Genomic DNA, 22,931 nt, shown 5'->3' on the forward strand with positions numbered 1-22,931 from the left:
CGAAGAGAAGACAGCCGCAAAAAAGGAGACACGCAGTGCAGCCATCCCCTTCCACGGTGCCGCGGCTCGAATTGCGGCACGCGAGCAAATCCTTCGGCCGGGTGCGCGCGCTGTCCGACGGCGACCTCGTGCTGTGGCCCGGCGAGGTGCATGCGCTGCTCGGCGAGAACGGCGCGGGCAAATCGACGCTCGTGAAAATTCTCGCCGGGGTGCATCAGCCCGACGCCGGCGAGCTTCTGGTGAACGGCGAGCCACGTCGCTTCGCGACGCCGGCCGAAGCGCGCGACGCCGGGCTCGCGGTCATCTATCAGGAGCCGACGTTGTTCTTCGATCTGTCGATTGCGGAGAACATCTTCATGGGCCGGCAGCCGGTCGACCGCTTCGGCCGCATCCAGTACGACGCGATGCATCGCGAAGTGGACGGACTGCTCGCGTCGCTCGGCGTCGAGTTGCGCGCGGATCAACTGGTGCGTGGTCTGTCGATCGCGGATCAGCAGGTGATCGAAATCGCGAAGGCGTTGTCGCTGAACGCGAGCGTGCTGATCATGGATGAACCGACGGCCGCATTGTCGCAGCCCGAAGTCGAGCGGCTCTTCGCGATCGTGCGCAAGCTGCGCGAACGCGACGTCGCGATTCTGTTCATCACGCACCGGCTCGACGAAGTATTCGCGCTGACGCAGCGCGTGACGATCATGCGCGACGGCGCGAGAGTCTTCGACGCGCTGACCGCCGATCTGAGCACCGACGCGATCGTCGCCAGGATGGTCGGCCGCGATCTGCAAACGTTCTATCCGAAGGCCGATTGCACACCGGGCGACGTGCGTCTGTCGGTGCGCGGCTTGACGCGCATCGGCGTGTTCAAGGATGTCTCGTTCGACGTGCGCGCCGGCGAGATCGTCGCGCTCGCGGGCCTCGTCGGCGCGGGACGCAGCGAGGTCGCGCGGGCGATCTTCGGTATCGATCCGCTCGATTCGGGCGAAGTATGGCTGACCGGCAAGCGGCTCGACACCGGCAAGCCCGCGGCCGCGGTGCGCGCCGGGCTCGCGCTGGTGCCGGAGGATCGCCGCCAGCAAGGGCTCGCGCTCGAATTGAGCATCGCGCGCAATGCGTCGATGACGGTGCTCGGACGGCTCGTTCGGCATGGGCTCATGTCGACGCGCAGCGAAACGCAGCTCGCCAACAAGTGGGGCACGCGTCTGCGCCTGAAGGCGAGCGACCCGGGGGCGCCGGTCGGTACGCTGTCCGGCGGCAACCAGCAGAAGGTCGTGCTCGGCAAGTGGCTCGCGACCGGCCCGAAAGTGCTGATCATCGACGAACCGACGCGCGGCATCGACGTTGGCGCGAAAGCCGAGGTGTATGGCGCGCTCGCCGAACTCGTGCGCGATGGCATGGCCGTGCTGATGATTTCGAGCGAGCTGCCCGAGGTGCTCGGCATGGCCGATCGCGTGCTCGTGATGCACGAAGGCCGCATCAGCGCGGAGCTCGCGCGCGCCGACGCGAACGAGGAGCGCATCATGGGCGCCGCGCTCGGTCAGGGACTTTCACCATTGGGACGTGCAGCATGATGCGCCATTCCACCCATCCCGCGCCGGTGCGGCAGTCGCTGCCGAAGCGTTCCGCCGCTTCATCGGGCGGCCTCGTCGCGAGCGTCGCGAAGAGCCGCGAAACCACGTTGTTCGTCGTGCTGATCCTGCTGATCGCGGGGACCGGGCTCGCGAAGCCGCAGTTCCTGAATCTGCAGAATTTGCGCGACGTGCTGCTGAACGTGTCGATCATCGGTCTGCTGACGGCTGGGATGACCGTCGTGATCCTGATGCGGCATATCGATCTGTCGGTCGGCTCGACGGTGGGTATCAGCGCGTACGCGGTGGGCAGCCTGTACGTTGCGTTCCCGCATATGCCGGTGCTCGTCGCGCTGGCCGCGGGGCTCGCGATCGGGCTCGTCGCGGGTGGCATCAATGCGCTGCTCGTCGCGGTGGGGCGCGTGCCTTCGCTGGTGGCGACGCTGTCGACGCTGTACATCTTTCGCGGCGCCGATTACGCATGGGTGCACGGCGGCCAGATCAACGCGACCAGTCTGCCCGACGCGTACTCGCGGCTCGCGACCGGCACGCTGCTCGGCATCCCGACGCTCGCGCTGATCGCGATCGTCGTACTCGCCGGCCTGTCGGTGTATCTGAAGCAGTTTCGCGGCGGTCGCGAGCACTATGCGATCGGCTCGAATCCGGAAGCCGCGCGGCTTGCGGGCGTGAACGTCGAGCGTCGCGTGATGTCGGGCTTTTTGTTGTCCGGGGCGATTGCGGGCTTTGCGGGCGCGTTGTGGCTCGCGCGCTTCGGCACCGTCGATGCCAGCACCGCGAAGGGCATCGAATTGCAGGTCGTCGCGGCGGCGGTGGTCGGCAGTGTCGCGATTACGGGCGGCGTCGGCACGATCCTCGGCGCGACGCTAGGTGCGCTCGTGCTCGGCGTGATCAGCATCGCGCTCGTCGTGCTGCACGTGTCGCCATTCTGGGAGCAGGCGATCCAGGGCGCGCTGATCGTCGCCGCGATCGCCGCCGATACGCTGCTGGCCCGCTCCGTCGCCAAACGCATGATGAGGAAACGCGATCATGGCTAAACCCGATTCCGCGCTGCTCACGCGCAAGCGCGAAACGCCGCTGCAATGGGAAGTGTTGCTGGTGATCGTGCTGATCGTGTCGCTGGTGTTGGGCCGCTGGCTGTCGCCGGTGTTTCTGACCGGCGCGAACCTGAGCAACGTATTCGCCGATCTGACCGAGATCGCGCTGATGGCGCTGCCGATGACGCTGATCATCGTCGCCGCCGAAATCGATCTGTCGGTCGCGTCGGTGCTGGGCGCGTCGAGCGCGCTGATGGGCGTGCTGTGGCACATGGGGCTGCCGATGCCGGTCGTGATCGTCGTGGTGCTGATCGCCGGCGCGCTGGCGGGCCTGCTGAACGGCCTCGTGATCGTCAAGCTGAACCTGCCGTCGCTCGCGGTCACGATCGGTACGCTCGCGCTGTTTCGCGGTCTCGCGTATGTGCTGCTCGGCGATCAGGCGGTCGCGGATTTTCCGGCCGCGTATACGGCGTTCGGCATGAACACGCTTGGCCCCACGTTCATTCCGTTGCCGTTCGTGATCGTGATCGTCGCCGCCGTGCTGTTCACGGTTCTGCTGCAAGCCACCGCGTTCGGCCGCAGTCTCTATGCGATCGGCGCGAATCCGACCGCCGCCGCGTTCTCCGGCATCGAGGTCGCGAAGATCCGCTTGCGCCTGTTCGTGCTGTCGGGTCTCGTCAGCGCGCTCGCGGGCATCGTCTATACGCTGCGCTTCACGAGCGCGCGCGGCGATAACGGCGAGGGCTTCGAGCTGTCGGTGATCGCCGCGGTGCTGTTCGGTGGCGTCAGCATTTTCGGCGGACGCGGCTCGATGGTCGGCGTGCTGCTGTCGCTGCTGATCATCGGCGTGCTCAAGAACGCGCTGACGCTCGACGACGTATCGAGTGAAACGCTGACCATCGTGACCGGCGTGCTGCTGCTCGCGTCGGTGCTGATTCCGAACCTCGTCGCGCGCTGGCGGGCGGCGCGCGACCGGCGTTTCATCGCGAAGTCCGCAGCCACGTCTTCTTCATCCGCAACCTAGCTTCCCCTCTCTGTCCAACAACAACGCAGGAGACACTTCATGTTCAAACCTCTACGTCACACCGGCATGGCCGCGCTCTGCGCCGCGTTGCTCGCGATCAGCTGCGGCGGCGCGTTCGCAGCGGAACTGAAAAGCGGGCTGAAGATCGCGTTCGTGCCGAAGCAGATCAACAACCCGTACGAAGTGATCGCCGACGACGGCGGCCTCGCCGCGATCAAGGAATTCGGCGGCGTGGGCAAGGCGGTCGGGCCGTCGGATGCGGGCGCGTCGTCGCAGGTGTCGTACATCAACACGCTGATCACGCAGCACCAGGATGCGATCGTGATTGCCGCCAACGATGCGAACGCGGTCGTGCCGTATCTGAAGAAGGCGATGGGTCAGGGCATCAAGGTCGTCACGTTCGACTCCGATACCGCGCCCGAGGGCCGCCAGCTGTTCGTCAATCAGGCGAACGCCGAAGGCATCGGCCGCGGCCAGGTGCAACTGGTCGCGAAGCTGATGGGCGGCGAGGGCGAGTTCGCGATTCTGTCGGCGACGCCGAACGCGACGAACCAGAACACCTGGATCAAGTGGATGCAGGAGGAGTTGAAGAAACCGGAGTACTCGAAGATCAAGCTCGTCAAGATCGCGTACGGCAACGACGACGATCAGAAGTCCTTCGTCGAAACGCAGGGCTTGCTGCAGGCGTATCCGAACCTGAAGGCGATCGTCGCGCCGACGACGGTCGGCATCGCGGCGGCGGCGCGCTATATCTCGTCGTCGTCGAGCAAGGGCAAGGTGGCGGTGACGGGCCTCGGCACGCCGAACCAGATGCGCGCGTTCGTGAAGAACGGCACCGTGACCGCGTTCCAGTTGTGGGATCCGAGCGAGCTCGGCTATCTGGCCGCGTACGCGGCGGCGTCGCTCGCGTCGGGCACGATCACGGGTAAGGAGGGCGAAACGTTCGACGCCGGCAAGCTCGGCAAGCGCACGATTGGCGCGCACGGCGAAATCATTCTCGGGCCGCCGACCACGTTCGATGCGAGCAACATCGACAAGTACAACTTCTGAGCTTCGGCAACGCCGACTGTCCACCTGATCGCCGTTGGCGGTTCGTGGGCAGTCGGCGCAGCGGATCTCGGGGCTTTCGCGTGCGGTCCGCTCAGCGGCGGATCGCAAAACGCCGCGCATAAGCGGCGGATGGTGTGCCGCTTCCCCACAGCGCGCCATCGATCAGTTCCCTTGTGACGTCCTCGCCGGGCACCGGCACGTTCACGCGTGCGGCGGCCTCGCGATACAACTGCGTCTGGTTGATGCGCGCGGCGACCGCGTCGTAGTCGTTGTGCGCATCGATGATCCCCCAGCGCTCGAACTGCGTGAGGAACCACGCGCCTTCGAATGGATGCGGATAGTTGACCGCGCCGTCGTCGAAGAAACGCATCGGCAGGCGGCGCGGGTTCGCCGTGTCGAGGTGGTCGCCGAGCCGCGCCGCGATCAGCGTCTCGTCGATACCGATGTAATCGGGCCGCGCGAGCCAGCGGGCGATCTCGTCGCGATGCCCGGCGCCGTCGAGCCAGCGGCACGCTTCGAGCACGGTCTGCACGAGCGCGCGCGTCGTGCGCGGATGCGCATCGACGAAATCGCGTCGGCAGGCGAGCACTTTCTCGGGATGCTCGGGCCACACCTCGCTCGAATAAGCGATCGTTTTGCCGACGCCGTGCGCCTCGGCCATTTCATTCCACGGCTCGCCGACGCACAGACCGTCGAGCCGGTCTTCGGCAAGCGCGGCGACCATTTGCGGCGGCGGAATCGCGACACTGTCGATGTCGCGCAACGGATCGACGCCTTGCGCCGCGAGCCAGTAGTACAGCCACATCGCGTGCGTGCCGGTCGGGAAGGTGTGCGCGAACACCGGCTTGCGGCCGAGCGTCGCGAGCGCCTCGCGCAAGGTCCCATGCTTCGCGAGCGCATCGGCGAGCCGATTCGACAGCGTGATCGCCTGGCCGTTGCGGTTCAGCACCATCAGCACGGCCATGTCGGTGCGCGGGCCGCCGAGGCCGAGCTGCACGCCATACACGAGCCCGTAAAGCGCGTGCGCGGCGTCGAGATCGCCGGCTAGCAGCTTGTCGCGCACGGCGGCCCACGACGGCTGGCGGCACAGTTCGAGCGTGAGCCCGTGCGCATGGCCGAACTCGAGCAGCTTCGCCGCGATCAGCGGCGCCGCGTCGGACAACGCGACGAAACCGAGCCGCAGATGGGTCTTTTCAGGCGGCTCCGCAAAGGCCGCGGCGGTGACGGAAGTGGCTGGATTCATGAGCGCATCATTTGAGCGAGCCGGCCGACGCGACGACCTCGCGCGCCACCTCGGCGAGTTTGACGCCCTGGTTCATCGCGCGTTTGCGCAGACTCGCGTAGGCGGCCGGTTCGGTGAGTTTCTGCTGATCCATGAGCAGGCGTTTCGCGCGATCGATCAGCTTGCGCTCGGCCAGTTCGTTTTCGGCCTGCGCGAGCCGCTCGCGCAATTGCGACTCCTGCGCGAAACGCGCGAGCGCGACTTCGAGAATCGGCGCGAGCCGCTCGGTCGCGAGGCCTTCGACCAGATACGCGGTGACGCCCGCGTTGACCGCTTGGCGGATCAGTTGCTGGTTCGCGTCGTGGCTGAACATCAGCACGGGGCGCGGCGCGGTCGCGTGCATCACGGCGAGCTGTTCGAGCGTATCGCGCGACGGCGACTCCGTATCGATGATGATGACGTCGGGCCGCTCGTCCTGAACCGCGCGATGCAGCGCCTGCGGCGTCGCGGTGCCGGAGAGCATTTCGCAGCCGAGACAGGCGAGCGCATCGCGCAGATCGCCGATGGGTTTGTCGGTGTCGGTGACAAGGAGAACACGCAGCATGGAGTCGGGGGAAGGGACATCTGACTATCAGTAAAGCAATGGATATGCCAGCCTTCGTGCGACGGGACTTGGCGAGGTGTGTGAGCGCATTCGCGCGAATGGCGGGGATCGATTGGGTTTTTTGCGGGCGATCGCTGCGAATCGTCCGCGAAAGAGGTGACGCGGCCACGCCGGTCGCGCTGCACCGGCGAGGGGCATGCAGGACAGCGGACGCCCGATGCACCGAAGCGGCGCATCGCGTTCGTCGCGGCCACCGGCAGACTGGTCAGCAATGACGCGCCGTAGAAGCTCAAGCCGGTCGCGTCGCGAATCGTCGTCATCAACGGGCTGATCGAGGTCAGCAGCGGGCGCAGATGGAGCTGGAGGAGCGGGTGGTCGAGCAGGTGCGCAAAAGCGCGGGGGGGGGAGGATTTGGGGGCGGTGTTTGGAGTTTAGCGAGACGTGCTGCGACGTGCGTGGTCGCCGAAGCGGCGTGCCGCCAGATTCCAATCAAGACGCCGCGCGTGTTGCGGCGTACGACGTTCGCGCATGCGCTGGAGAGCATCCCGAATGTCAGGGAAGACGTCTATTTCACGCGCTTGGGCGGCGAGGCTGACGTAGCGCGTTCAAGCAGAACGCGGAGTCGGAAGGTATGGCGCGAGTCTGTCGGGCCTCGCGCTTTCGCATGGGTTCGGGCGGGCTGCCCGCATCGCCTGCACAACATCACAGGTACGCAGGGCGGCGCCGCGACCCCTGCTTACCTCCGCCGCGCCGCGTGCCGTGGCGCACCGCCGCCACTCGCACGCTCGTCCTTGTGGCGGAAATTGATCCGCCCCTTGGTCAGGTCGTAGACCGACAATTCGAGCGTTACGCGATCGCCCGCGAGAATACGGATATGGTTCTTGCGCATGCGCCCGGACGCGTAGGCGCCGACCACGACGCCGTTGTCGAGCGTCACGCGGTAGCGGCTATCCGGAAGCACTTCGTCGACGATACCGTCAAGTTCAAGCAGTTCTTCTTTCGCCATGCATAACTCCTGGTCGATGGGATAAAGGGGAAACCGGCCGCAGGCATTGCGAGCGGCGCGACTGTGGATTCGTTTGAAAAGCAGCGGCGCCCGAAAGCACGCTGCGCGACATGAGTGACGCGCCGATGACGCCGCTCAAAGATCGGTGACCGACTGACCGCTCACCTGGCCGTCGATCAGCCGTTCCGCATGCGCCATGCACGCGATGCGCGCCTTGCCCATGCCGTCGAACGGGAACAGATACTGCAGGCGAAATACCCGGCCGTCGGCCGCCGCATTGGCGCCGACGCGGCAGATGCGCACCGAAGCGTCGTAACCGGCGCCCGGATTGCGGGTCGCTTGCGCGCCCGCGGGGCGGCGCGGATAAACGAGCGGGTGAATTTCGTAACCCTTGTAGGTCCTGACAGCTGAATTCATGAGAAACATGTCCTGTATTGCATGGTCCACGCGCCGCGTGCGGGGCGCTGCTTCCGGCAACGCTCCTTTGACGCGTCACGGCGCGGACCGGCGGCGCAGCACCGATGGGTGCGCCGGCGATAAAAATGGTTGGCACAGACCTGCTAGACCCGGCGGGCTCAATGACAATGGCCCGAGCGGTCGCGCAAAAACGCGGATTCGACCGAAAAAACGCTGAAGCGGCGCGTCAATTCGGGCGCCGGACGCATGATGCTGAACCGCTCGGTGTACTTCTCGCGACGGCGAATGCGGGCGGCGCATTGCCGGAGTGACGGGATCGCAGATAAGGGCGGTCGAACAGTCGGGGGTGGTGCGGAGATGCCGGGTTGAGACTGCCTGGTGCTGCCAGTGCTATATGGGTGCGAGGTACAACAATTGCAACATGATGCCTGAAATAGGGCTGATTGGATAGTGCAAACTTCAGCGCACGACCGGAACGCCCGACTGGCAGGGCTTCGCGGGCGGTTGGCGAAGTCGTGTCGGAGGCGGGACGGGCGACGGACGCGCGAATTGCGCGAGTGGCGCGCGCGAGGTTCCTATCCGAACGCGTGCGTCAGCGCGACGTCTCGGCGACGCGCTTCTGCAATTCGCGCGCGGCCGCCAGCGGCAGGCGCGCATCGTCCCAGCCGGTCAACCATTCGACTTCCTTGGCTGTGAAGACCTGACCATGGTTGCGCAGCGCGTACTGCAGCGAATCGATGATGTGGTTGCGAATGATCTCCGGCGTGCGCTTGTCGTCGAGCACGGCGCGAAGCGCTTCGAGTGTGGCCATCGGTTGGCTCCGTTCGGTTGGGTGTCGGCGGATCAGTGTTTATCGCACGAAAAAAATGCGCTCGCGAGGTGGACAAAATTGCCGTCCGGCGTCGAGTCGCGGCGCCAGCGCGAGGCCGCTACAATGGCGACTTCCTGAATTGCGGACCGAGCGGGCGCGCCGGCGTCCACTGCGGGCGTCTGGCTTCGTCTTCATCCGCTATTGCGCGCCGCCTCCTTCGAACCTCGCGTTTTTTCCATGCGCAACCCGAACGTGTCTCCTGTCAAAGACCTGCTGCTGAAGCGCTACGCGCCGATCGCCGACGGCATCGCCGCGCTGCTCTATCCGTGCGCCGAGGTGGTGATTCACGATCTGCGCGATCAGACCATCGCGTATCTGGTGAACAATCTGTCGCGGCTCGATGTGGGCGCGCCGTCGGTGCTCGACGACGCGCACTTCGCGGCGCGCGGCCAGACCATCGGCCCCTACGAGAAGCTGAACTGGGACGGCCGCCGCATGCGCTGCGTGAGCAACATCCTGTTCGACGACGACGGCAAGCCCGCCGGCATCCTGTGCGTGAACTTCAACATCGCGGTGTTCGAGGATGTGCGCTCGACGCTCGATCTGTTCATCAAGGGCGGCGCGATGACGGACGCGCCTGCCGACGATCTGTTCCGCGACGACTGGCAGGACCGCATCAACACGTATCTGCACACGTGGCTGCGCGACCGGCAAATCGGCATCAATGCGCTGACGCGCGAGCACAAGCGTGAAATCGTCGAGGCGCTGCACGCGCAGGGCGCGTTTCGCGGCCGCAGCTCGGCGAATTACGTGGCCGCGGTGCTGACGATGGGCCGCGCGACCGTCTACAAGATCCTGAAGCAGATGAAAGAGGGCGGCTGAGCTCAGGCGCGCCGTGCTTGAAAATGCTTCGACGACGCCCAAAATAAGGTCACACACCATGCGCTACCGACACTACAAAGGCGGCATTTACGAGCTGGTCTGCGAGGCCACGCTCGAATCGGATCCGACGGTCACGATGATCGTCTACAAGGCGGCCAATGGTACGATCTGGACCCGTCCAGCGACGGTGTTTTTCGAGCTGGTAGAGCAGGAAGGCGTCGAGGTGCCGCGTTTTGCGCCGCTCGATGAGTTCAACAACGAGGCAGATGCGTCCCCCGCGGACTCACCCATGTTGCCGTAATCACAGGAACAGGAAAACCGAATGCGTCTTTTGCTTGCCATCATTCTGCCGTGGCTGCAGTTTTTCACGATCGGCCGTCCGTTTGCGGGCATCATCTGCCTGATTCTGCAAATCACGCTGATCGGCTGGGTGCCGGCGGCCATCTGGTCGGTGTATTCGCTGAGCCAGTACAACACGGACAAGAAAATCGCCCGCGCAATGGGCAACGGGCGGTAAGACACAGCGCGTGAAAGCGTCGGCGAGCGGGGCGCCAGGCCCCTACGCTCCCGCTCACCGTGCCGGTATCGCGACCGCATCCGGCACTTCGATCACCAAGTCGGTTTCCGCGACCGCCACGCACGGCAGGATATAACCGTCCGCCTTTTCCTCGCGGCTCACGCCGGGCCAGTCAATTGAGTAGCGCACACGCCCAGACGTCATCCGGCACAAGCATGTTCGGCACGTGCCGTTGCGGCACGAACGCGGCAAACGCAGATTGGCGAAAGCGGCGGCTTCGAGAATCGTCAGCGAATCGGGCGCTTCGAAGCTCTGGCCGAGCGGTTCGACGCGAACCACAGGCGGGCGGGTGGGGGCGGACATCGTGCAGGTCAAAGACTAGGTGCGCGACACTTTACACGGGATCGGACAGCGCTTTATGCCGCGCCGCAACATCGGCGCGTCAGCCGCGCCTTCAAGAAAAAATCGGGGAAATCTTGCACCTGGCCCGAACTCGTCTAAAGTGAATCAATTCACCTCCGCGTGGCGCGAACTGACGATGCCGCGTCGAGGCGACGGCCCGCGCCGGCTGCATGGGACCAGGAGGAACGAGCGGCGGACGCGATAGCAAGCAATCAGCGCGTGCATTACCCGAGCGCATCGTACGCGCACTCTTCCAGGTGACTCCCATGCAGATCCAATTCCCGAACGAAGCCCCTGAATATTCAGGTCGCGAACTTACTTTGGCGTTTCCGGCAATGGTCGATGGGCAGAGGGTGGAGTGCATGATCACTGCGGAAGCGCTCGAAGATCACTTCGGCGCTGCGTCCCCCCGGCTGGAGGACATGATCGTCGCGTTCGACGCGCACCGGCCGCGCATCGAGGCCGCCACGCGCCGGCTGTTGTCGGAAACGCGCGCGCAGTGTCTCGTGCTCAGAAGCGGTTACGTGCGGTTTTACGAGGCGAACTGGCGTAACTGACCGATCTGAAACTATCGGCTGGCTACCGGTACCGAAGCTTCGGCAAGCGCGACTGCTGCCGAAGCGCGAAGTTCGGATTCACCCGTGCCGCTGCCGCTGGCTGGCCTGCGCGCAAGCCGCGACCGCGTGCAATGCATCGGCGGCACGCAGCCAACTCCATTACTTTCAAATGATCCGCCGCAGCGCCCGATCCTTGAACACCACATGGTGCGCGATCGCCGCGAGCGCGTGCAGTCCGATCACCCAATAGAACACGTTGCCGAGCCACTCGTGCGCGTCCTTCAACAGCGGCCGCGCGATCGCATCCGCACGCACCAGCGTGAAGCTGATGTCCGTCCATGCGAGCGACACCGGCCGCCCGCCCGCATTGACCATCAGCATGCCGAGCAGCGGCTGCGCGAAGATGAACACATAGAGCGCGAGGTGCGCGGAGCGCCCGAGAAAAGCGAGCAGCCGATTGCTTTCGAGCTCCTCCGGCGCGCCGGCCCACAATCTCCACAGCAGCCGCAACACGGCCAGCCCGAGCACCAGCGTGCCGGCCCAAAAATGCACGCCGGTCCAGAACGCGCGGCTGTCGGAGCCGCGCGGGCCGCGGATTTCGATGGCCAGATAGGCCAGCGCGACCAGCAGAAAAATCATCCAGTGAAAGAAAATCGCGGGCTTCGTGTAGCGGTCCGTCGTGCGGTTATATGAGGACATCGAGGCTCCTGGGGTGGCGACCCGTGCCGCTGCGACCGGGTCGATCGCGACCCGGTCGGTCGCGACCCGGTCGATCATCATTCGAAACATCGGATGATAAACGGTCCCCGAACCCGACGACACATTCGACCCCCCGGCCGCGCAACCTCCTCATTCGCTGCCGAGATAGAAATACCGGAACAGGAAAATCGCCGCGATGATCCACACGACCAGCTTCACCTGGCGCGCCTGGCCCGTCAGCAGCTTGAGTCCCGCGTACGAGATGAAGCCGAATGCGACGCCGTTCGCGATCGAGTAGGTGAACGGCATCAGCAGCGCGGTCAGCGCGGCCGGCACGACTTCGGTCGCGTCGTCCCACGGCAGGTCGACCAGTTCGCGCAGCATCAGGCACGACACGTACAGCAGCGCGGGCGCGGTCGCATACGGCGGCACCACTTCGGCGAGCGGCGCGAAAAACAGCGCCGCGACGAACAGCACGGCGACCGTGATCGCGGTCATGCCGGTACGGCCGCCGGCCTGCACGCCCGATGCGCTTTCGATATACGCCGTCGTCGACGAAGTACCGAGCATCGAGCCGGCGAGAATCGCGGTGCTGTCCGCGAGCAGCGCGCGGTTCAGCCGATGCATCTTGCCTTCCACCAGCAGCCCCGCGCGGTTCGCGACGCCCATCAGCGTGCCGGTCGCATCGAACAGCTCGACGAGGAAGAACACCAGCACCACGTTCAGCACGCCGCTCGACAGCGCGCTGCGGATATCGAGCTGGAACAGCGTCGGCGCGATCGAGGGCGGCGCGGACACGATGCCGTGAAACTGGTTGCCGCCAAAGAAAAAGCTCAGGATCGTCACGCCGACGATACCGATCAGGATCGAACCGCGCACACGCATATGATCCAGCGTGACGATGCCGAAGAAGCCGACCGCCGCGAGCACGACGTGCGGGTCATGCAGATTGCCGAGCGTGACGAGCGTGGCCGGATTGCCGACCACTACGCCGGCCGACTTCAGCGAAATGATCGCGAGAAAGAGACCGATGCCGCCGGTGATCGCGATGCGGATCGAATGCGGAATGCCCTTGACGATCACCTCGCGCACGCGGAACAGCGTGACGATCAGGAACAGGCACCCGGAGATGAACACCGCGCCGAGCGCGGCCTGCCACGTGTAGCCCATGCCCTTGACGACCGTGTATGCGAAGTACGCGTTCAGGCCCATGCCGGGCGCGAGCGCGATCGGGTAGTTCGCGTACAGACCCATGATCAGCGACGCGAGCGCGGCCACGAGGCAGGTCGCGACGAACACCGCGCTCTTCGGCATGCCGGCGTCGCCGAGAATCGCCGGGTTCACGAAGATGATGTAGGCCATCGTCAGGAAAGTGGTCACGCCGGCTAGCACTTCGGTGCGCAGGTTGGTGTCGACGGCGTCGAAGCCGAAGTAGCGTTTGATCGAGTCCATGTGGCGGGTTTCCTCTCTTTCGTCGTTCAGACAGTGTTTTTGTCATCGAGGCGGTGACAGCGCGGCGCGGCAAGGCAGGCCGCGCGGCGGCGTTACGGCGGAATTGTAATCACGAATGGCAGCGCCCCGGCGCCTGCGGCGGCGCCAGCAGGCCGCCCGGGCCCGTCAGGCGGGCGGTTTGCCGTGCGACTGTGGCGCCTGCGCATCACCGCGAGGCGCCTGACGCGCGAGCCAGCGATCGAGTTCGCCAGCAAACGTCTTGCCATCGCGCGCGCTGAAGGCGGCCGGCCCGCCCGTGTCGACGCCGCTCGAGCGCAACTGGTCGAGCATCGAGCGCATGCGCAGCCGTTCTTCGATCGTGCCGGGCGTGTACCAGTTGCCGCGCGGATCGAGCGCGTGGGCCTTTTTTGCCAGCACGGCGGCGGCGAGCGGGATGTCGGCGGTGATCACGAGGTCGCCCGCGACGACGCGCTCGACGATCAACTGATCGGCGGCGTCGAAGCCGGCCGGCACCTGAATCGCGCGGATCAGCGGCGACGGCGGCACGCGCAGGAACGAATTGGCGACCAGCGTCAGCGGCATGCCGGTCCGGCGCGCCGCGCGATACAGTATGTCCTTGACGACGGCCGGGCAGGCGTCGGCATCGACCCAGATTGGCATGGTGCGGGTTCCGGCTGTGTGCGGCTGGTTTGCTGCGTGGGGGATGGCGGGACCGGATGATACCTTGGCGCGACGCAAGCCGTGCCATGCCGCTCGCGGCGAGCGGCATGCAGGCTGCGATTACGCAAGCCGCGACCGCTTACTGCACGGCCGTCGGGGCGTTGCCTTGCTGCTGCTCGCGGTGTTGCGCGACGATGCGGCCCGCGCGCTGCGCGTTCTCCGGATAGTCGATCCAGTCCAACGGGTCGTAGCCGGCGGCGAGCCATTCCGCGAGGTCAGCGCGGACCTGGGCGCGCGTTTTCGGCGCCGACGGGTCGGCGGGCTGCGTCACCGCTTGCGCGTAGACGGTGCTGATACCCACGGCGGCCAACAGCGCGCCGAGTCCAATGCGGGAAGACAGTTTCATGACGGGCTCCTGCGGAGCGGAAAAACAGCCGGACCTGGTGGTTTTTCGGCGCGCCGGGTAAGGCAGTACAAGCAACGCACCACTTCTGCCGGCAAATCGAACCCGCCGCGAGCCTCGTTCGCCACCTCAGCGCAAGCAACGCGCAAGCGGGCGGGTATGCCGAAACGTCGACGCTAATCCGCGCCGAATGGATGTCCTGACAAATATCGTCCTATCACGCCGATGGCTTGTTGAAGCGTTCCAGCCCCGCACTCACGAGGTCGATCGGCAGGGGAAACACGATCGTCGAGTTCTTGTCGGCGGCGATCGTCACCAGCGTCTGCAGATAGCGCAACTGCATCGCCTGCGGTTGCCGCGCGAGCGTCTGGGCCGCCTCCAGCAATTGCTTCGATGCCTGCAACTCGCCTTCCGCGTGAATCACCTTCGCGCGCCGTTCGCGCTCGGCTTCGGCCTGACGCGCAATCGCGCGGATCATCGTTTCATTGATATCGACGTGCTTGATCTCGACGATCGATACCTTGATGCCCCACGCGTCGGTTTGCGAGTCGAGCACTTTCTGGATATCGGTGTTCAGCTGCTCGCGCTCCGACAGCAGCTGGTCGAGGTCGTGCTTGCCGAGCACCGCGCGCAGCGTCGTCTGCGCCAGCTGGCTGGTCGCCTCGAAGTAGCGCGCGACCTGGATCACCGCCTTCTCCGGATCGACGACGCGGAAATACACGACCGCGTTGACCTTGACCGACACGTTGTCGCGCGTGATCACGTCTTGCGTCGGCACGTCGAACACGATGGTGCGCAAATCCATGCGCACCGCCTGCTGCACGATCGGAATGATCAATACGAGCCCGGGCCCCTTGACCTTCCAGAAGCGGCCGAGCATGAACACGACGCCGCGTTCGTACTCGCGAAAAATCCGCACCGACGACGCAATCAGCGCGACCACGAGCAGGATCAGGATGCTGCCGAAGCCGAATGTGAAGCCGATCATGAGCGTTCTCCTTGTAAGGCGTCGACCGACGTGACGGGCACCACGGTCAGTGTGAGGCCGTTGCGCGCCGTCACGCGCACGCTCTGACCCGGCGCGGCCGGCGTGGCGCTCGAGACGCGCCAGCGCTCGCCGTGCACGCGCGCCCAGCCGGCCAGCGGGCCGCCCGCCGCGTGTTCGGGTTCGGGCAGCAAGCCGCCGTCCAGCACCACGCCGACGCAGCCGATCAGCGCCTCCGAGCCCGTCACGACCGGCCGCCGCCGCGCGCGCAGCGCGAGCCGCGACACGCCGAGCACGAATGCGACGCTGAACACGACGACCGCGGCGATCAGCGGCAGCGGGATGCCGTAGCCGGGCACGTCGGTATCCATCAGCATCGTTGCGCCGACCACGAACGCGACCACGCCGCCGAAGCCGAGCGAGCCGAAGGTCGGCAGGAACGCTTCGCCGATCAGGAAGGCGATGCCGAGAAAGATCAGCCCGAGCCCGACGTAGCTGATGGGCAGCATCTGCATCGCGAACAGGCCGAGCAGCAGGCTGATTGCGCCGACCACGCCGGGCAGCACGAAGCCCGGATTGGCGAATTCGAAGAACAGGCCATACATGCCGAGCATCAGCAGAATCAGCGCGACGCTCGGATCGGTGATCACGGCGAGAAAGCGGCTGCGCCAGTCGGGTTCGAGCGTGATCAGCGGCGCATGCGCGGTGTGCAGCGTGACGCTGCCCGCGCTCGTGACGTACGTGCGGCCGTCCAGCTGGCGCAGCAGGTCCGGCACGTCGCGAGCGACGATATCGACGACGTGCTGCGCGAGCGCTTCCTCATCGGACAGGCTCACCGCTTCGCGGACCGCGCGCTCGGCCCACTCGGCGTTGCGGCCGCGCATCTGCGCGAGGCCGCGGATGTAGGCGGCGGCATCGTGAACCTGCTTGCGCAGTTCGGTCGATTGGGTGTCGAGCGGCAGTGCGCTGGCGGCTTCGGATGATGCGCCGGGTGACGCAGGCGCAGGCGCGGACGCGCCGCCAGGCGGCGTGCGCATGTCCGGCAGCCCCGGCGTGCCTGGGGTGGCTGGCGTTACCGGCGGTCCGCCGGCGGGCGGCTCGTTGCCGCCGATGCCCATCTGGATCGGCGTCGCGGCGCCGAGGTTGGTGCCCGGCGCCATCGCCGCGATGTGGCTCGCATAGACGATGTAGGTGCCGGCGCTGGCCGCGCGCGCGCCGCTCGGCGCGATGAAGGTCGCGACCGGCACCGGCGAGGCGAGGATCGCCTTGATGATCTGCCGCATCGACGTATCGAGGCCGCCGGGCGTATCGAGTTGCAGGACCGCGAGCTGTGCGCGCTGGCTGGCCGCGCGCTGCAAACCACGCACGATGAAATCGGCGGTGGCAGGTCCGATCGCGCCATTCACCGGAATCACGACGACGCTGTTGGCGGTCGCGGTGGCGACGTTCGCCGCGCTCGCCGCATTGGCCGCTTGCAGCGGCGCCAGCGCTTCGCGCGTCGCGAAGCCAAACGCGCATAGCACGCCGAGCACGGCGATGCCGCGCATCAAACGGCCCACGATGCCGCCGCGGATAAGCGGCCTGCGCGGACCGAACTGCCGGAGCGGGAGACGCGGAGTCGTGTTCATCGCTGACGGCCGTCGCGCCAGCCGGTGCGAACCGGCGGCGCGGGCCCCTACCCTCGATCAAGGCTGGCCTGTTGCCGCTTAAAGCTTAGTCCGATTCGGCGCGTCGCGTGAGATCGAGCCCCGCGGCCCGGGCCGGCCGGTAGTCGGTCGGGCGCATGCCGGTCCATTTGCGGAACGCGCGATGAAACGCGCTCGGCTCCGCGAAGCCGACGGCGTTGGCGATATCGGCGATGGTGCGCTGCGTGCGCTGCAGTTCGGCGATCGCGATGTCGCGCCGCAGCGCGTCCTTGATCGACTGATACGTGTGGCCCTCCTGCTTCAGGTGCCGCCGCATCGTCGCCTCGGCGACGTGCAGGCGCGCGGCCATCTGATCGGCCGCGGGCCAGCCCGACATCGGCAGCGCGCGCAGCGTCTTGCGCACGCGCGCGGCGAGCGAACCCGGATTGCGGTACTTGACGATGAAGCTGCCCGGCGCATCGCGCAGAAACGGCCGCGCCGAGCGCGAAGTCTGGATCACCGGCAGTTCCAGAAACGCAGGGTCGAGATCGACGGACGACTCCGGCTCGTCGAAATACATCTCTTCGCAGAACATCAGCCGGTATTCGTGCGCGGCCGGCGGCGCGGCGCAGCGAAAGCGCGCTTCGAGCAACGGAATGCGCCGGCCGACGAGCCAGCACACGAGCCCGTACACGAGGATGAAATACGTCGCGTAAGCGAACATCGCCGGCTTGCGCGTGCCCGCGCGCTCGACGAACTTCAGGCGCACGCGCTGCGCGTCGGTGTCGATCGTCGCGCCGAGATCGTCGAGCACGAGCCGCATGAAGCCGACCGCGCGCGCAAGCGCCTGCGCGCCGTTGCGCGCGCCCAGCGCCGTCTGCGTCATCGCGATGAAGCTGCCGCTTTTCATCGGATGCGAGTCCTGGCCGAAGAATTCGTCGTCGAGCGCGCGTGCGATGCCGGCCCACAGCGCGCCGTATTGCGCCGACGATACGCGGCTTTTCGGCGACGCGAGCATCGCCGCGGCAATGCCGGCCGCTTCGGCGAGCGCTCGCGCGTCGAGGCCGTGCGCCGTCGCGAGCGCGAGCGTTTCCTCGACGAGACTGACGGAGATCGTGCCTTTGTCGCTTTTCATCGGGATTCGGCTTTTCTGGCAAAAGCGCTCAGCATGGGCTGGGTCGTTGTTCATGAAGCCCCTGAAATGGCGGAGGCTCAATGCACGTGCAATGGTAGCAGTATGGCAAAAGCGCTCAGCAAGAATGAGCGGAGCGAGCATCGAACGGCGCGGGCCGCTTGCCTACACTTGCCGCATCACCGCGATCGCCAGCACGGCCGTCAGCACCAACGAGGACGCAGTCATGGACAGCTTCTACACCGACGAACAACGGATGATCCGCGACGCCGCGCGCGACTTCGCGACCGAATGCCTCGCGCCGCACGCGGCGCAATGGGATCGCGACGCGCAACTGCCGGCCGAGGTCGTCGCGCAGCTGGGCGAACTCGGCTTTCTGGGCATGATGGTGCCGGCCGAGTGGGGCGGCTCTTACACCGATTACGTCGCCTATGCGCTCGCGCTCGAAGAGATCGCGGCCGGTTGCGCCGCCTGCGCGACGCTGATGAGCGTGCACAACTCGGTCGGCTGCGCGCCGATCCTGAACTTCGGCAGCGCCGCGCAGAAAGACCGCTATCTGCGCGAGCTCGCCATCGGCCGGACGATCGGCGCGTTCTGCCTGACCGAGCCGCAGGCGGGCTCGGAGGCGAACAATCTGCGCACCCGCGCGCAGCGGCGCGACGGGCAGTGGATTCTGAACGGCAGCAAGCAGTTCGTGACCAACGGCGCGCGCGCCGGTGTCGCGATCGTGTTCGCGGTCACCGATCCCGAGCGCGGTAAGCGCGGCCTGTCCGCCTTCATCGTGCCGACCTCGACGCCGGGTTTCGACGTCGGCCGGCCGGAGCACAAGCTCGGCATTCGCGCGTCCGACACCTGTCCGATCTCGCTCGATCAGTGCGCGGTGCCCGATGCCAATCTGCTCGGCGAGCCGGGCGAGGGTCTGCGCATCGCGCTGTCGAATCTCGAAGGCGGACGCATCGGCATCGCCGCGCAGGCAGTCGGCATTGCGCGCGCCGCGTTCGACGCCGCGCGCCGCTACGCGAACGAGCGCGAACAGTTCGGCAAGCCGCTGAAAGATCACCAGACGATCGCGAACATGCTTGCCGACATGGCGACCCGCCTGAATGCCGCGCGCCTGCTCGTACATCACGCGGCACGGCTGCGCTCGGCGGGGCGGCCGTGTCTGTCGGAGGCGTCGCAGGCGAAGCTTTTTGCGTCGGAGCTTGCGGAGGAGATCTGTTCGAACGCGATCCAGATTCATGGCGGCTACGGCTATCTGGAGGACTATGCGGTCGAGCGCCACTACCGGGATGCACGGATCACGCAGATTTATGAAGGGACGAGCGAAGTGCAGCGGATGGTGATCGCGCGCCATGTTTGAGGGCGGCGTTTGAGCGCACAATAGCCTGGCCGTGGATGCTCGCCTGGATCACCGCGGCGAAAAAAAACCGAGCGCGCCCCGCGCCACTCGCAACTACGTTGCATGGGACCGGAGTAAGCGCTAAAGCGCTAACTCTGGTCGACAGGAGACGACGATGACAGCAGCGAAAGCCTTTCTCGACGCGCGCGATCTGCTAGTGCGCCATCTCACCGACTACGAGCGCGCGTACCGCGAATTCGCGTGGCCCGCGCTCGGCGAGTTCAACTGGGCGCTCGACTACTTCGACGCGATCGCGCATGACAACGACAACCCCGCGCTGTGGATCGTCGACGATCCTTCCAGCGACGGCCTGCGTCTGTCGTACGCGCAGATGTCGGAGCGCTCGTCGCGGATGGCGAACTTTCTGCGCGGCGCGGGCGTCGGCCGCGGCGACCGTGTGCTGCTGATGCTGCCGAACCGTGTCGAGCTATGGGACGTCATGCTCGCCGCGATGAAGCTCGGCGCGATCGTGCTGCCCGCCACGACGCAGCTATCCGCCGAGGACGTGCGCGAGCGCGTGCAGATCGGCGGCGCGAAGTTCGTCGTGGTCGACAGCGCGGAGCTGGGCAAATTCGATGCGCTCGACGTGCCGCTCACCCGCTTGTCGGTCGGTGCGCCGCGCGACGGCTGGATCGATGTTGCCGCCGCGTACGAGGCTTCGCCGCATTTCACGCCGGACGGCGTCACCCACGCCAGCGATCCGCTGTTGCTGTACTTCACGTCCGGCACCACCTCGAAGCCGAAGCTGGTCGAGCATACGCACCAGAGCTATCCGGTCGGGCATCTGTCGACGATGTACTGGATCGGCCTGCAACCCGGCGACATCCATTGGAACATCAGCTCGCCGGGCTGGGCCAAGCATGCGTGGAGCTGCTTCTTCGCGCCGTGGAACGCGCAGGCCTGCGTGTTCGTGTTCAACGTCCCGCGCTTCGTGCCGAAAGACACACTCGCCGCGCTCGTGCGCTTCAACGTCACCACGCTGTGCGCGCCGCCGACTGTCTGGCGCATGCTCGTGCAGGAGCCGCTCGGCGACTATCCGGTGAAGCTGCGCGAAATCGTCGGCGCCGGCGAGCCGCTGAATCCGGAGGTCATCGAGCGCGTCAAGCACGCGTGGGGCATTACGATTCGCGATGGCTACGGCCAGACCGAAACGACCTGCCAGATCGGCAATTCGCCGGGCCAGCCGGTCGTGGCCGGCTCGATGGGGCGTCCGTTGCCGGGCTACCGGGTCGAGCTGCTCGACGCCGACGATCAACCGGTCGGCGAAGGCGAAATCGCGCTGCCGCTTGCCGAACGGCCGCTCGGCCTGATGACGGGTTATGCGAACAACGCCAACGCGACCGCGCAGTCGATGCGCAACGGCCTCTATCGCACGTCGGATGTCGCGCTGCGTCGCGACGACGGCTACTACGTGTACGTCGGCCGCTCGGACGACGTGTTCAAGTCGTCCGACTATCGCCTGAGTCCGTTCGAACTCGAAAGCGTGCTGATCGAACACGAGGCGATCGGCGAGGCGGCCGTGGTGCCGAGCGCGGACGCGTTGCGTCTGTCGGTGCCGAAGGCGTTCGTCACCGTGCGTCACGGCTACGAAGCCGGTCCCGAACTCGCGCGCGCGGTGTTCGCGTTCTCGCGTGAAAAACTCGCGCCGTACAAACGGATTCGCCGTCTGCAATTCAGCGAACTGCCGAAGACGATCTCCGGCAAGATCCGCCGCGTCGAATTGCGGCGCCGCGAAATGGAGCGCGCGGCCGAGCCCGCGCGTCTGCCGGACGAGTATTGGGAAGAGGATTTTCCCGACTTGCGGTGACTGTCTTTATTCCTCGCCATTGCTGGTTTGCCGCCCCGTTTTGAATCGCACGTGTTGAATTCGAGCTTCGGATTCGACGCGTCGGGGCACTGTTTTCTAAATCACAGGAGTTTCAGCATGAGCACCCTTGCTTCGAACGAGACCGGCCGCGACGTTGCCGGCGCCGTGGCCACCGTCAAACTGCTGATCAACGGCGAGTTCGTCGAATCGAAGACGACCGAGTGGCGCGACATCGTGAACCCGGCCACGCAGGCGGTCCTCGCGCGCGTGCCGTTCGCGACCGTCGCGGAAGTCGACGCGGCGGTGCGCAGCGCGCACGCCGCGTTCAAAACGTGGAAGGACACGCCGATCGGCGCGCGCATGCGCATCATGCTGAAGTACCAGGCGCTGATTCGCGAGCATATGCCGCGCATCGCGAAGACGCTGTCGGCCGAGCAGGGCAAGACGATTCCCGATGCCGAGGGCGACATCTTCCGCGGTCTGGAAGTCGTCGAGCACGCGTGTTCGATCGGCACGTTGCAGCAGGGGGAGTTCGCCGAGAACGTCGCCGGTGGTGTGGACACTTACACGCTGCGCCAGCCGCTCGGCGTATGCGTCGGCATCACGCCGTTCAATTTCCCCGCGATGATCCCGCTGTGGATGTTCCCGATGGCGCTCGTGTGCGGCAATACCTTCGTGCTGAAGCCATCCGAGCAGGACCCGCTGTCGACGATGCAGCTCGTCGAACTCGCGCTCCAAGCCGGCGTGCCGAAGGGCGTGCTGAACGTCGTGCACGGCGGCAAGGAAGTCGTCGATGCGCTGTGCACGCATGAACTGGTGAAGGCGATTTCGTTCGTCGGCTCGACGGCGGTCGGCACGCACGTGTATCGCCTCGGCAGCGAACACGGCAAGCGAGTGCAGTCGATGATGGGCGCGAAGAACCACGCGGTCGTGCTGCCCGACGCGAATCGCGAACAGACCCTCAACGCGCTCGCCGGCGCCGCGTTCGGCGCCGCCGGTCAGCGCTGCATGGCGAGTTCGGTGGCGGTGCTGGTCGGTGCCGCGCGCGAGTGGCTGCCCGATCTCGTCGCGAAGGCGAAGACGCTGAAGGTCAACGCGGGTCACGAGCCGGGCACCGATGTCGGGCCGGTCGTGTCGCGCGCCGCGAAGCAGCGCATTCTCGGTCTGATCGACGCTGGCGTGAAAGAGGGCGCGACGCTCGTGCTCGACGGCCGCGATGTGAACGTGCACGGCTACGAGCAGGGCAACTTCATCGGCCCGACGGTGTTCACCGACGTGACGGCCGACATGGAAATCTACCGCACCGAAATCTTCGGGCCGGTGCTCGCGGTGCTGAACGTCGCGACGCTCGACGATGCTATCGCGCTCGTCAACGCCAACCCGTTCGGCAACGGCGTCGGCCTCTTTACGCAAAGCGGCGCGGCGGCGCGCAAGTTCCAGAGCGAGATCGATATCGGCCAGGTCGGCATCAACATTCCTATTCCGGTGCCAGTGCCGTTTTTCAGCTTCACCGGTTCGCGCGGCTCGAAGCTTGGCGATCTCGGTCCCTACGGCAAGCAGGTCGTGCAGTTTTACACGCAGACCAAGACGGTCACCGCGCGCTGGTTCGACGACGACACCGTCAACGATGGCGTCAACACGACGATCCGCCTGCGTTGAA

24 protein-coding genes are annotated in these 22,931 nt (G+C 66.1%); 11 read left to right on the forward strand and 13 right to left on the reverse strand.

What is annotated here, in order from left to right; genetic code table 11:
- Window positions 1-35: 35 nt before the first annotated feature.
- Genes OKW37_RS28870 through rhaS form a run of 4 tightly spaced genes read left to right on the forward strand, consistent with a single transcriptional unit; the run spans window position 36 to window position 4,691 of the window.
- Complete coding sequence (locus tag OKW37_RS28870) at window positions 36-1,565, forward strand: sugar ABC transporter ATP-binding protein (RefSeq protein ID WP_429402966.1); 1,530 nt, start codon at window positions 36-38, stop codon at window positions 1,563-1,565.
- Window positions 1,562-2,617 (forward strand): ABC transporter permease, encoded by a 1,056-nt coding sequence (locus tag OKW37_RS28875; RefSeq protein ID WP_018425424.1) that lies wholly within the window; start codon window positions 1,562-1,564, stop codon window positions 2,615-2,617. Before OKW37_RS28870 ends, OKW37_RS28875 begins: the two co-directional genes overlap by 4 nt.
- Window positions 2,610-3,641 carry an ABC transporter permease gene (locus tag OKW37_RS28880; protein WP_187616260.1) on the forward strand — a complete coding sequence of 344 codons (1,032 nt, stop codon included), beginning with the start codon at window positions 2,610-2,612 and terminating at the stop codon, window positions 3,639-3,641. Before OKW37_RS28875 ends, OKW37_RS28880 begins: the two co-directional genes overlap by 8 nt.
- A gap of 39 nt (window positions 3,642-3,680) precedes the next feature.
- Window positions 3,681-4,691: a rhamnose ABC transporter substrate-binding protein gene (gene rhaS, locus OKW37_RS28885; protein WP_184066155.1), complete on the forward strand. Its 1,011-nt coding sequence runs from the start codon at window positions 3,681-3,683 to the stop codon at window positions 4,689-4,691.
- Window positions 4,692-4,782: 91 nt separating this feature from the next.
- Here the strand turns inward: rhaS and OKW37_RS28890 are convergent, their stop codons facing one another.
- From OKW37_RS28890 to OKW37_RS28910, 5 genes are all read right to left on the reverse strand, one after another.
- Entirely contained in the window at window positions 4,783-5,934 is a 1,152-nt protein-coding gene (locus OKW37_RS28890; RefSeq protein ID WP_429353387.1) for a CmpA/NrtA family ABC transporter substrate-binding protein, read from the reverse strand.
- A gap of 7 nt (window positions 5,935-5,941) precedes the next feature.
- Complete coding sequence (locus OKW37_RS28895; protein WP_090806551.1) at window positions 5,942-6,517, reverse strand: ANTAR domain-containing response regulator; 576 nt, start codon at window positions 6,515-6,517, stop codon at window positions 5,942-5,944.
- A 736-nt stretch (window positions 6,518-7,253) separates the two neighbouring features.
- Complete coding sequence (gene infA / locus OKW37_RS28900) at window positions 7,254-7,523, reverse strand: translation initiation factor IF-1 (RefSeq protein WP_090806547.1); 270 nt, start codon at window positions 7,521-7,523, stop codon at window positions 7,254-7,256.
- Window positions 7,524-7,658: 135 nt separating this feature from the next.
- Window positions 7,659-7,940: a hypothetical protein gene (locus OKW37_RS28905; protein ID WP_090810142.1), complete on the reverse strand. Its 282-nt coding sequence runs from the start codon at window positions 7,938-7,940 to the stop codon at window positions 7,659-7,661.
- Window positions 7,941-8,532: 592 nt separating this feature from the next.
- Window positions 8,533-8,751 carry a hypothetical protein gene (locus tag OKW37_RS28910; RefSeq protein WP_184054544.1) on the reverse strand — a complete coding sequence of 73 codons (219 nt, stop codon included), beginning with the start codon at window positions 8,749-8,751 and terminating at the stop codon, window positions 8,533-8,535.
- Between the two features lie 237 nt (window positions 8,752-8,988).
- Between OKW37_RS28910 and OKW37_RS28915 the strand changes: the two genes are divergently transcribed.
- From OKW37_RS28915 to OKW37_RS28925, 3 genes are read left to right on the forward strand one after another with little or no spacing between them, the layout of a single operon-like run.
- The gene (locus tag OKW37_RS28915) at window positions 8,989-9,633 is read left to right on the forward strand and encodes a helix-turn-helix transcriptional regulator (RefSeq protein WP_187610762.1); all 645 of its coding nucleotides are present in this window, start codon (window positions 8,989-8,991) and stop codon (window positions 9,631-9,633) included.
- Between the two features lie 58 nt (window positions 9,634-9,691).
- Window positions 9,692-9,934 (forward strand): DUF1653 domain-containing protein, encoded by a 243-nt coding sequence (locus OKW37_RS28920; protein ID WP_184066150.1) that lies wholly within the window; start codon window positions 9,692-9,694, stop codon window positions 9,932-9,934.
- Between the two features lie 21 nt (window positions 9,935-9,955).
- Window positions 9,956-10,150, forward strand: a complete 195-nt coding sequence (locus OKW37_RS28925; protein WP_090806541.1) for a YqaE/Pmp3 family membrane protein — start codon at window positions 9,956-9,958, stop codon at window positions 10,148-10,150.
- 54 nt (window positions 10,151-10,204) lie between these two features.
- Here the strand turns inward: OKW37_RS28925 and OKW37_RS28930 are convergent, their stop codons facing one another.
- Window positions 10,205-10,513, reverse strand: a complete 309-nt coding sequence (locus OKW37_RS28930) for a 2Fe-2S iron-sulfur cluster-binding protein (protein ID WP_184066147.1) — start codon at window positions 10,511-10,513, stop codon at window positions 10,205-10,207.
- Between the two features lie 305 nt (window positions 10,514-10,818).
- On the opposite strand from OKW37_RS28930, the gene OKW37_RS28935 reads away from it, so the two are divergent.
- Entirely contained in the window at window positions 10,819-11,109 is a 291-nt protein-coding gene (locus OKW37_RS28935) for a DUF1488 domain-containing protein (RefSeq protein WP_026226687.1), read from the forward strand.
- 165 nt (window positions 11,110-11,274) lie between these two features.
- On the opposite strand, the gene OKW37_RS28940 is transcribed toward OKW37_RS28935, so the two are convergent.
- From OKW37_RS28940 to OKW37_RS28970, 7 genes are all read right to left on the reverse strand, one after another.
- Window positions 11,275-11,808, reverse strand: coding sequence for a cytochrome b (locus OKW37_RS28940; RefSeq protein ID WP_090810140.1), 534 nt, complete (start codon window positions 11,806-11,808; stop codon window positions 11,275-11,277).
- 150 nt (window positions 11,809-11,958) lie between these two features.
- Complete coding sequence (locus OKW37_RS28945; protein ID WP_090806536.1) at window positions 11,959-13,260, reverse strand: NCS2 family permease; 1,302 nt, start codon at window positions 13,258-13,260, stop codon at window positions 11,959-11,961.
- Window positions 13,261-13,425: 165 nt separating this feature from the next.
- Window positions 13,426-13,920 carry a YaiI/YqxD family protein gene (locus OKW37_RS28950; RefSeq protein WP_429402968.1) on the reverse strand — a complete coding sequence of 165 codons (495 nt, stop codon included), beginning with the start codon at window positions 13,918-13,920 and terminating at the stop codon, window positions 13,426-13,428.
- A gap of 139 nt (window positions 13,921-14,059) precedes the next feature.
- Window positions 14,060-14,326: a DUF4148 domain-containing protein gene (locus OKW37_RS28955; RefSeq protein WP_184054530.1), complete on the reverse strand. Its 267-nt coding sequence runs from the start codon at window positions 14,324-14,326 to the stop codon at window positions 14,060-14,062.
- A gap of 214 nt (window positions 14,327-14,540) precedes the next feature.
- Window positions 14,541-15,311 carry a slipin family protein gene (locus tag OKW37_RS28960; RefSeq protein WP_184031463.1) on the reverse strand — a complete coding sequence of 257 codons (771 nt, stop codon included), beginning with the start codon at window positions 15,309-15,311 and terminating at the stop codon, window positions 14,541-14,543.
- Window positions 15,308-16,936, reverse strand: coding sequence for an NfeD family protein (locus OKW37_RS28965; RefSeq protein WP_429402969.1), 1,629 nt, complete (start codon window positions 16,934-16,936; stop codon window positions 15,308-15,310). Before OKW37_RS28965 ends, OKW37_RS28960 begins: the two co-directional genes overlap by 4 nt.
- Before the next feature lie 85 nt (window positions 16,937-17,021).
- Complete coding sequence (locus OKW37_RS28970) at window positions 17,022-18,068, reverse strand: AraC family transcriptional regulator ligand-binding domain-containing protein (RefSeq protein WP_429402970.1); 1,047 nt, start codon at window positions 18,066-18,068, stop codon at window positions 17,022-17,024.
- A gap of 223 nt (window positions 18,069-18,291) precedes the next feature.
- Here OKW37_RS28970 and OKW37_RS28975 point away from each other — a divergent pair, with 223 nt between their 5' ends.
- The 3 genes from OKW37_RS28975 (at window position 18,292) to OKW37_RS28985 (ending at window position 22,930) form a co-directional block, all read left to right on the forward strand.
- Entirely contained in the window at window positions 18,292-19,425 is a 1,134-nt protein-coding gene (locus tag OKW37_RS28975) for an acyl-CoA dehydrogenase family protein (RefSeq protein ID WP_429404305.1), read from the forward strand.
- 154 nt (window positions 19,426-19,579) lie between these two features.
- Window positions 19,580-21,271 carry an AMP-binding protein gene (locus OKW37_RS28980; RefSeq protein WP_429402971.1) on the forward strand — a complete coding sequence of 564 codons (1,692 nt, stop codon included), beginning with the start codon at window positions 19,580-19,582 and terminating at the stop codon, window positions 21,269-21,271.
- Window positions 21,272-21,388: 117 nt separating this feature from the next.
- Window positions 21,389-22,930 (forward strand): CoA-acylating methylmalonate-semialdehyde dehydrogenase, encoded by a 1,542-nt coding sequence (locus OKW37_RS28985; protein WP_429402972.1) that lies wholly within the window; start codon window positions 21,389-21,391, stop codon window positions 22,928-22,930.
- Window position 22,931: the final 1 nt, after the last annotated feature.

Source organism: Paraburkholderia sp. MM5482-R2 (assembly GCF_050436125.1).
Taxonomy (GTDB): Bacteria; Pseudomonadota; Gammaproteobacteria; order Burkholderiales; family Burkholderiaceae; genus Paraburkholderia; species Paraburkholderia tuberum.

Coding starts and splice junctions, on each gene's coding strand:
- OKW37_RS28875 (WP_018425424.1), top strand. CDS start 1,562: ATGATGCGCCATTCCACCCATCCCGCGCCGGTGCGGCAGTCGCTGCCG.
- OKW37_RS28880 (WP_187616260.1), top strand. CDS start 2,610: ATGGCTAAACCCGATTCCGCGCTGCTCACGCGCAAGCGCGAAACGCCG.
- rhaS (WP_184066155.1), top strand. CDS start 3,681: ATGTTCAAACCTCTACGTCACACCGGCATGGCCGCGCTCTGCGCCGCG.
- OKW37_RS28890 (WP_429353387.1), bottom strand. CDS start 5,934: ATGAATCCAGCCACTTCCGTCACCGCCGCGGCCTTTGCGGAGCCGCCT.
- OKW37_RS28895 (WP_090806551.1), bottom strand. CDS start 6,517: ATGCTGCGTGTTCTCCTTGTCACCGACACCGACAAACCCATCGGCGAT.
- infA (WP_090806547.1), bottom strand. CDS start 7,523: ATGGCGAAAGAAGAACTGCTTGAACTTGACGGTATCGTCGACGAAGTG.
- OKW37_RS28905 (WP_090810142.1), bottom strand. CDS start 7,940: ATGAATTCAGCTGTCAGGACCTACAAGGGTTACGAAATTCACCCGCTC.
- OKW37_RS28910 (WP_184054544.1), bottom strand. CDS start 8,751: ATGGCCACACTCGAAGCGCTTCGCGCCGTGCTCGACGACAAGCGCACG.
- OKW37_RS28915 (WP_187610762.1), top strand. CDS start 8,989: ATGCGCAACCCGAACGTGTCTCCTGTCAAAGACCTGCTGCTGAAGCGC.
- OKW37_RS28920 (WP_184066150.1), top strand. CDS start 9,692: ATGCGCTACCGACACTACAAAGGCGGCATTTACGAGCTGGTCTGCGAG.
- OKW37_RS28925 (WP_090806541.1), top strand. CDS start 9,956: ATGCGTCTTTTGCTTGCCATCATTCTGCCGTGGCTGCAGTTTTTCACG.
- OKW37_RS28930 (WP_184066147.1), bottom strand. CDS start 10,513: ATGTCCGCCCCCACCCGCCCGCCTGTGGTTCGCGTCGAACCGCTCGGC.
- OKW37_RS28935 (WP_026226687.1), top strand. CDS start 10,819: ATGCAGATCCAATTCCCGAACGAAGCCCCTGAATATTCAGGTCGCGAA.
- OKW37_RS28940 (WP_090810140.1), bottom strand. CDS start 11,808: ATGTCCTCATATAACCGCACGACGGACCGCTACACGAAGCCCGCGATT.
- OKW37_RS28945 (WP_090806536.1), bottom strand. CDS start 13,260: ATGGACTCGATCAAACGCTACTTCGGCTTCGACGCCGTCGACACCAAC.
- OKW37_RS28950 (WP_429402968.1), bottom strand. CDS start 13,920: ATGCCAATCTGGGTCGATGCCGACGCCTGCCCGGCCGTCGTCAAGGAC.
- OKW37_RS28955 (WP_184054530.1), bottom strand. CDS start 14,326: ATGAAACTGTCTTCCCGCATTGGACTCGGCGCGCTGTTGGCCGCCGTG.
- OKW37_RS28960 (WP_184031463.1), bottom strand. CDS start 15,311: ATGATCGGCTTCACATTCGGCTTCGGCAGCATCCTGATCCTGCTCGTG.
- OKW37_RS28965 (WP_429402969.1), bottom strand. CDS start 16,936: ATGAACACGACTCCGCGTCTCCCGCTCCGGCAGTTCGGTCCGCGCAGG.
- OKW37_RS28970 (WP_429402970.1), bottom strand. CDS start 18,068: ATGAAAAGCGACAAAGGCACGATCTCCGTCAGTCTCGTCGAGGAAACG.
- OKW37_RS28975 (WP_429404305.1), top strand. CDS start 18,292: ATGGACAGCTTCTACACCGACGAACAACGGATGATCCGCGACGCCGCG.
- OKW37_RS28980 (WP_429402971.1), top strand. CDS start 19,580: ATGACAGCAGCGAAAGCCTTTCTCGACGCGCGCGATCTGCTAGTGCGC.
- OKW37_RS28985 (WP_429402972.1), top strand. CDS start 21,389: ATGAGCACCCTTGCTTCGAACGAGACCGGCCGCGACGTTGCCGGCGCC.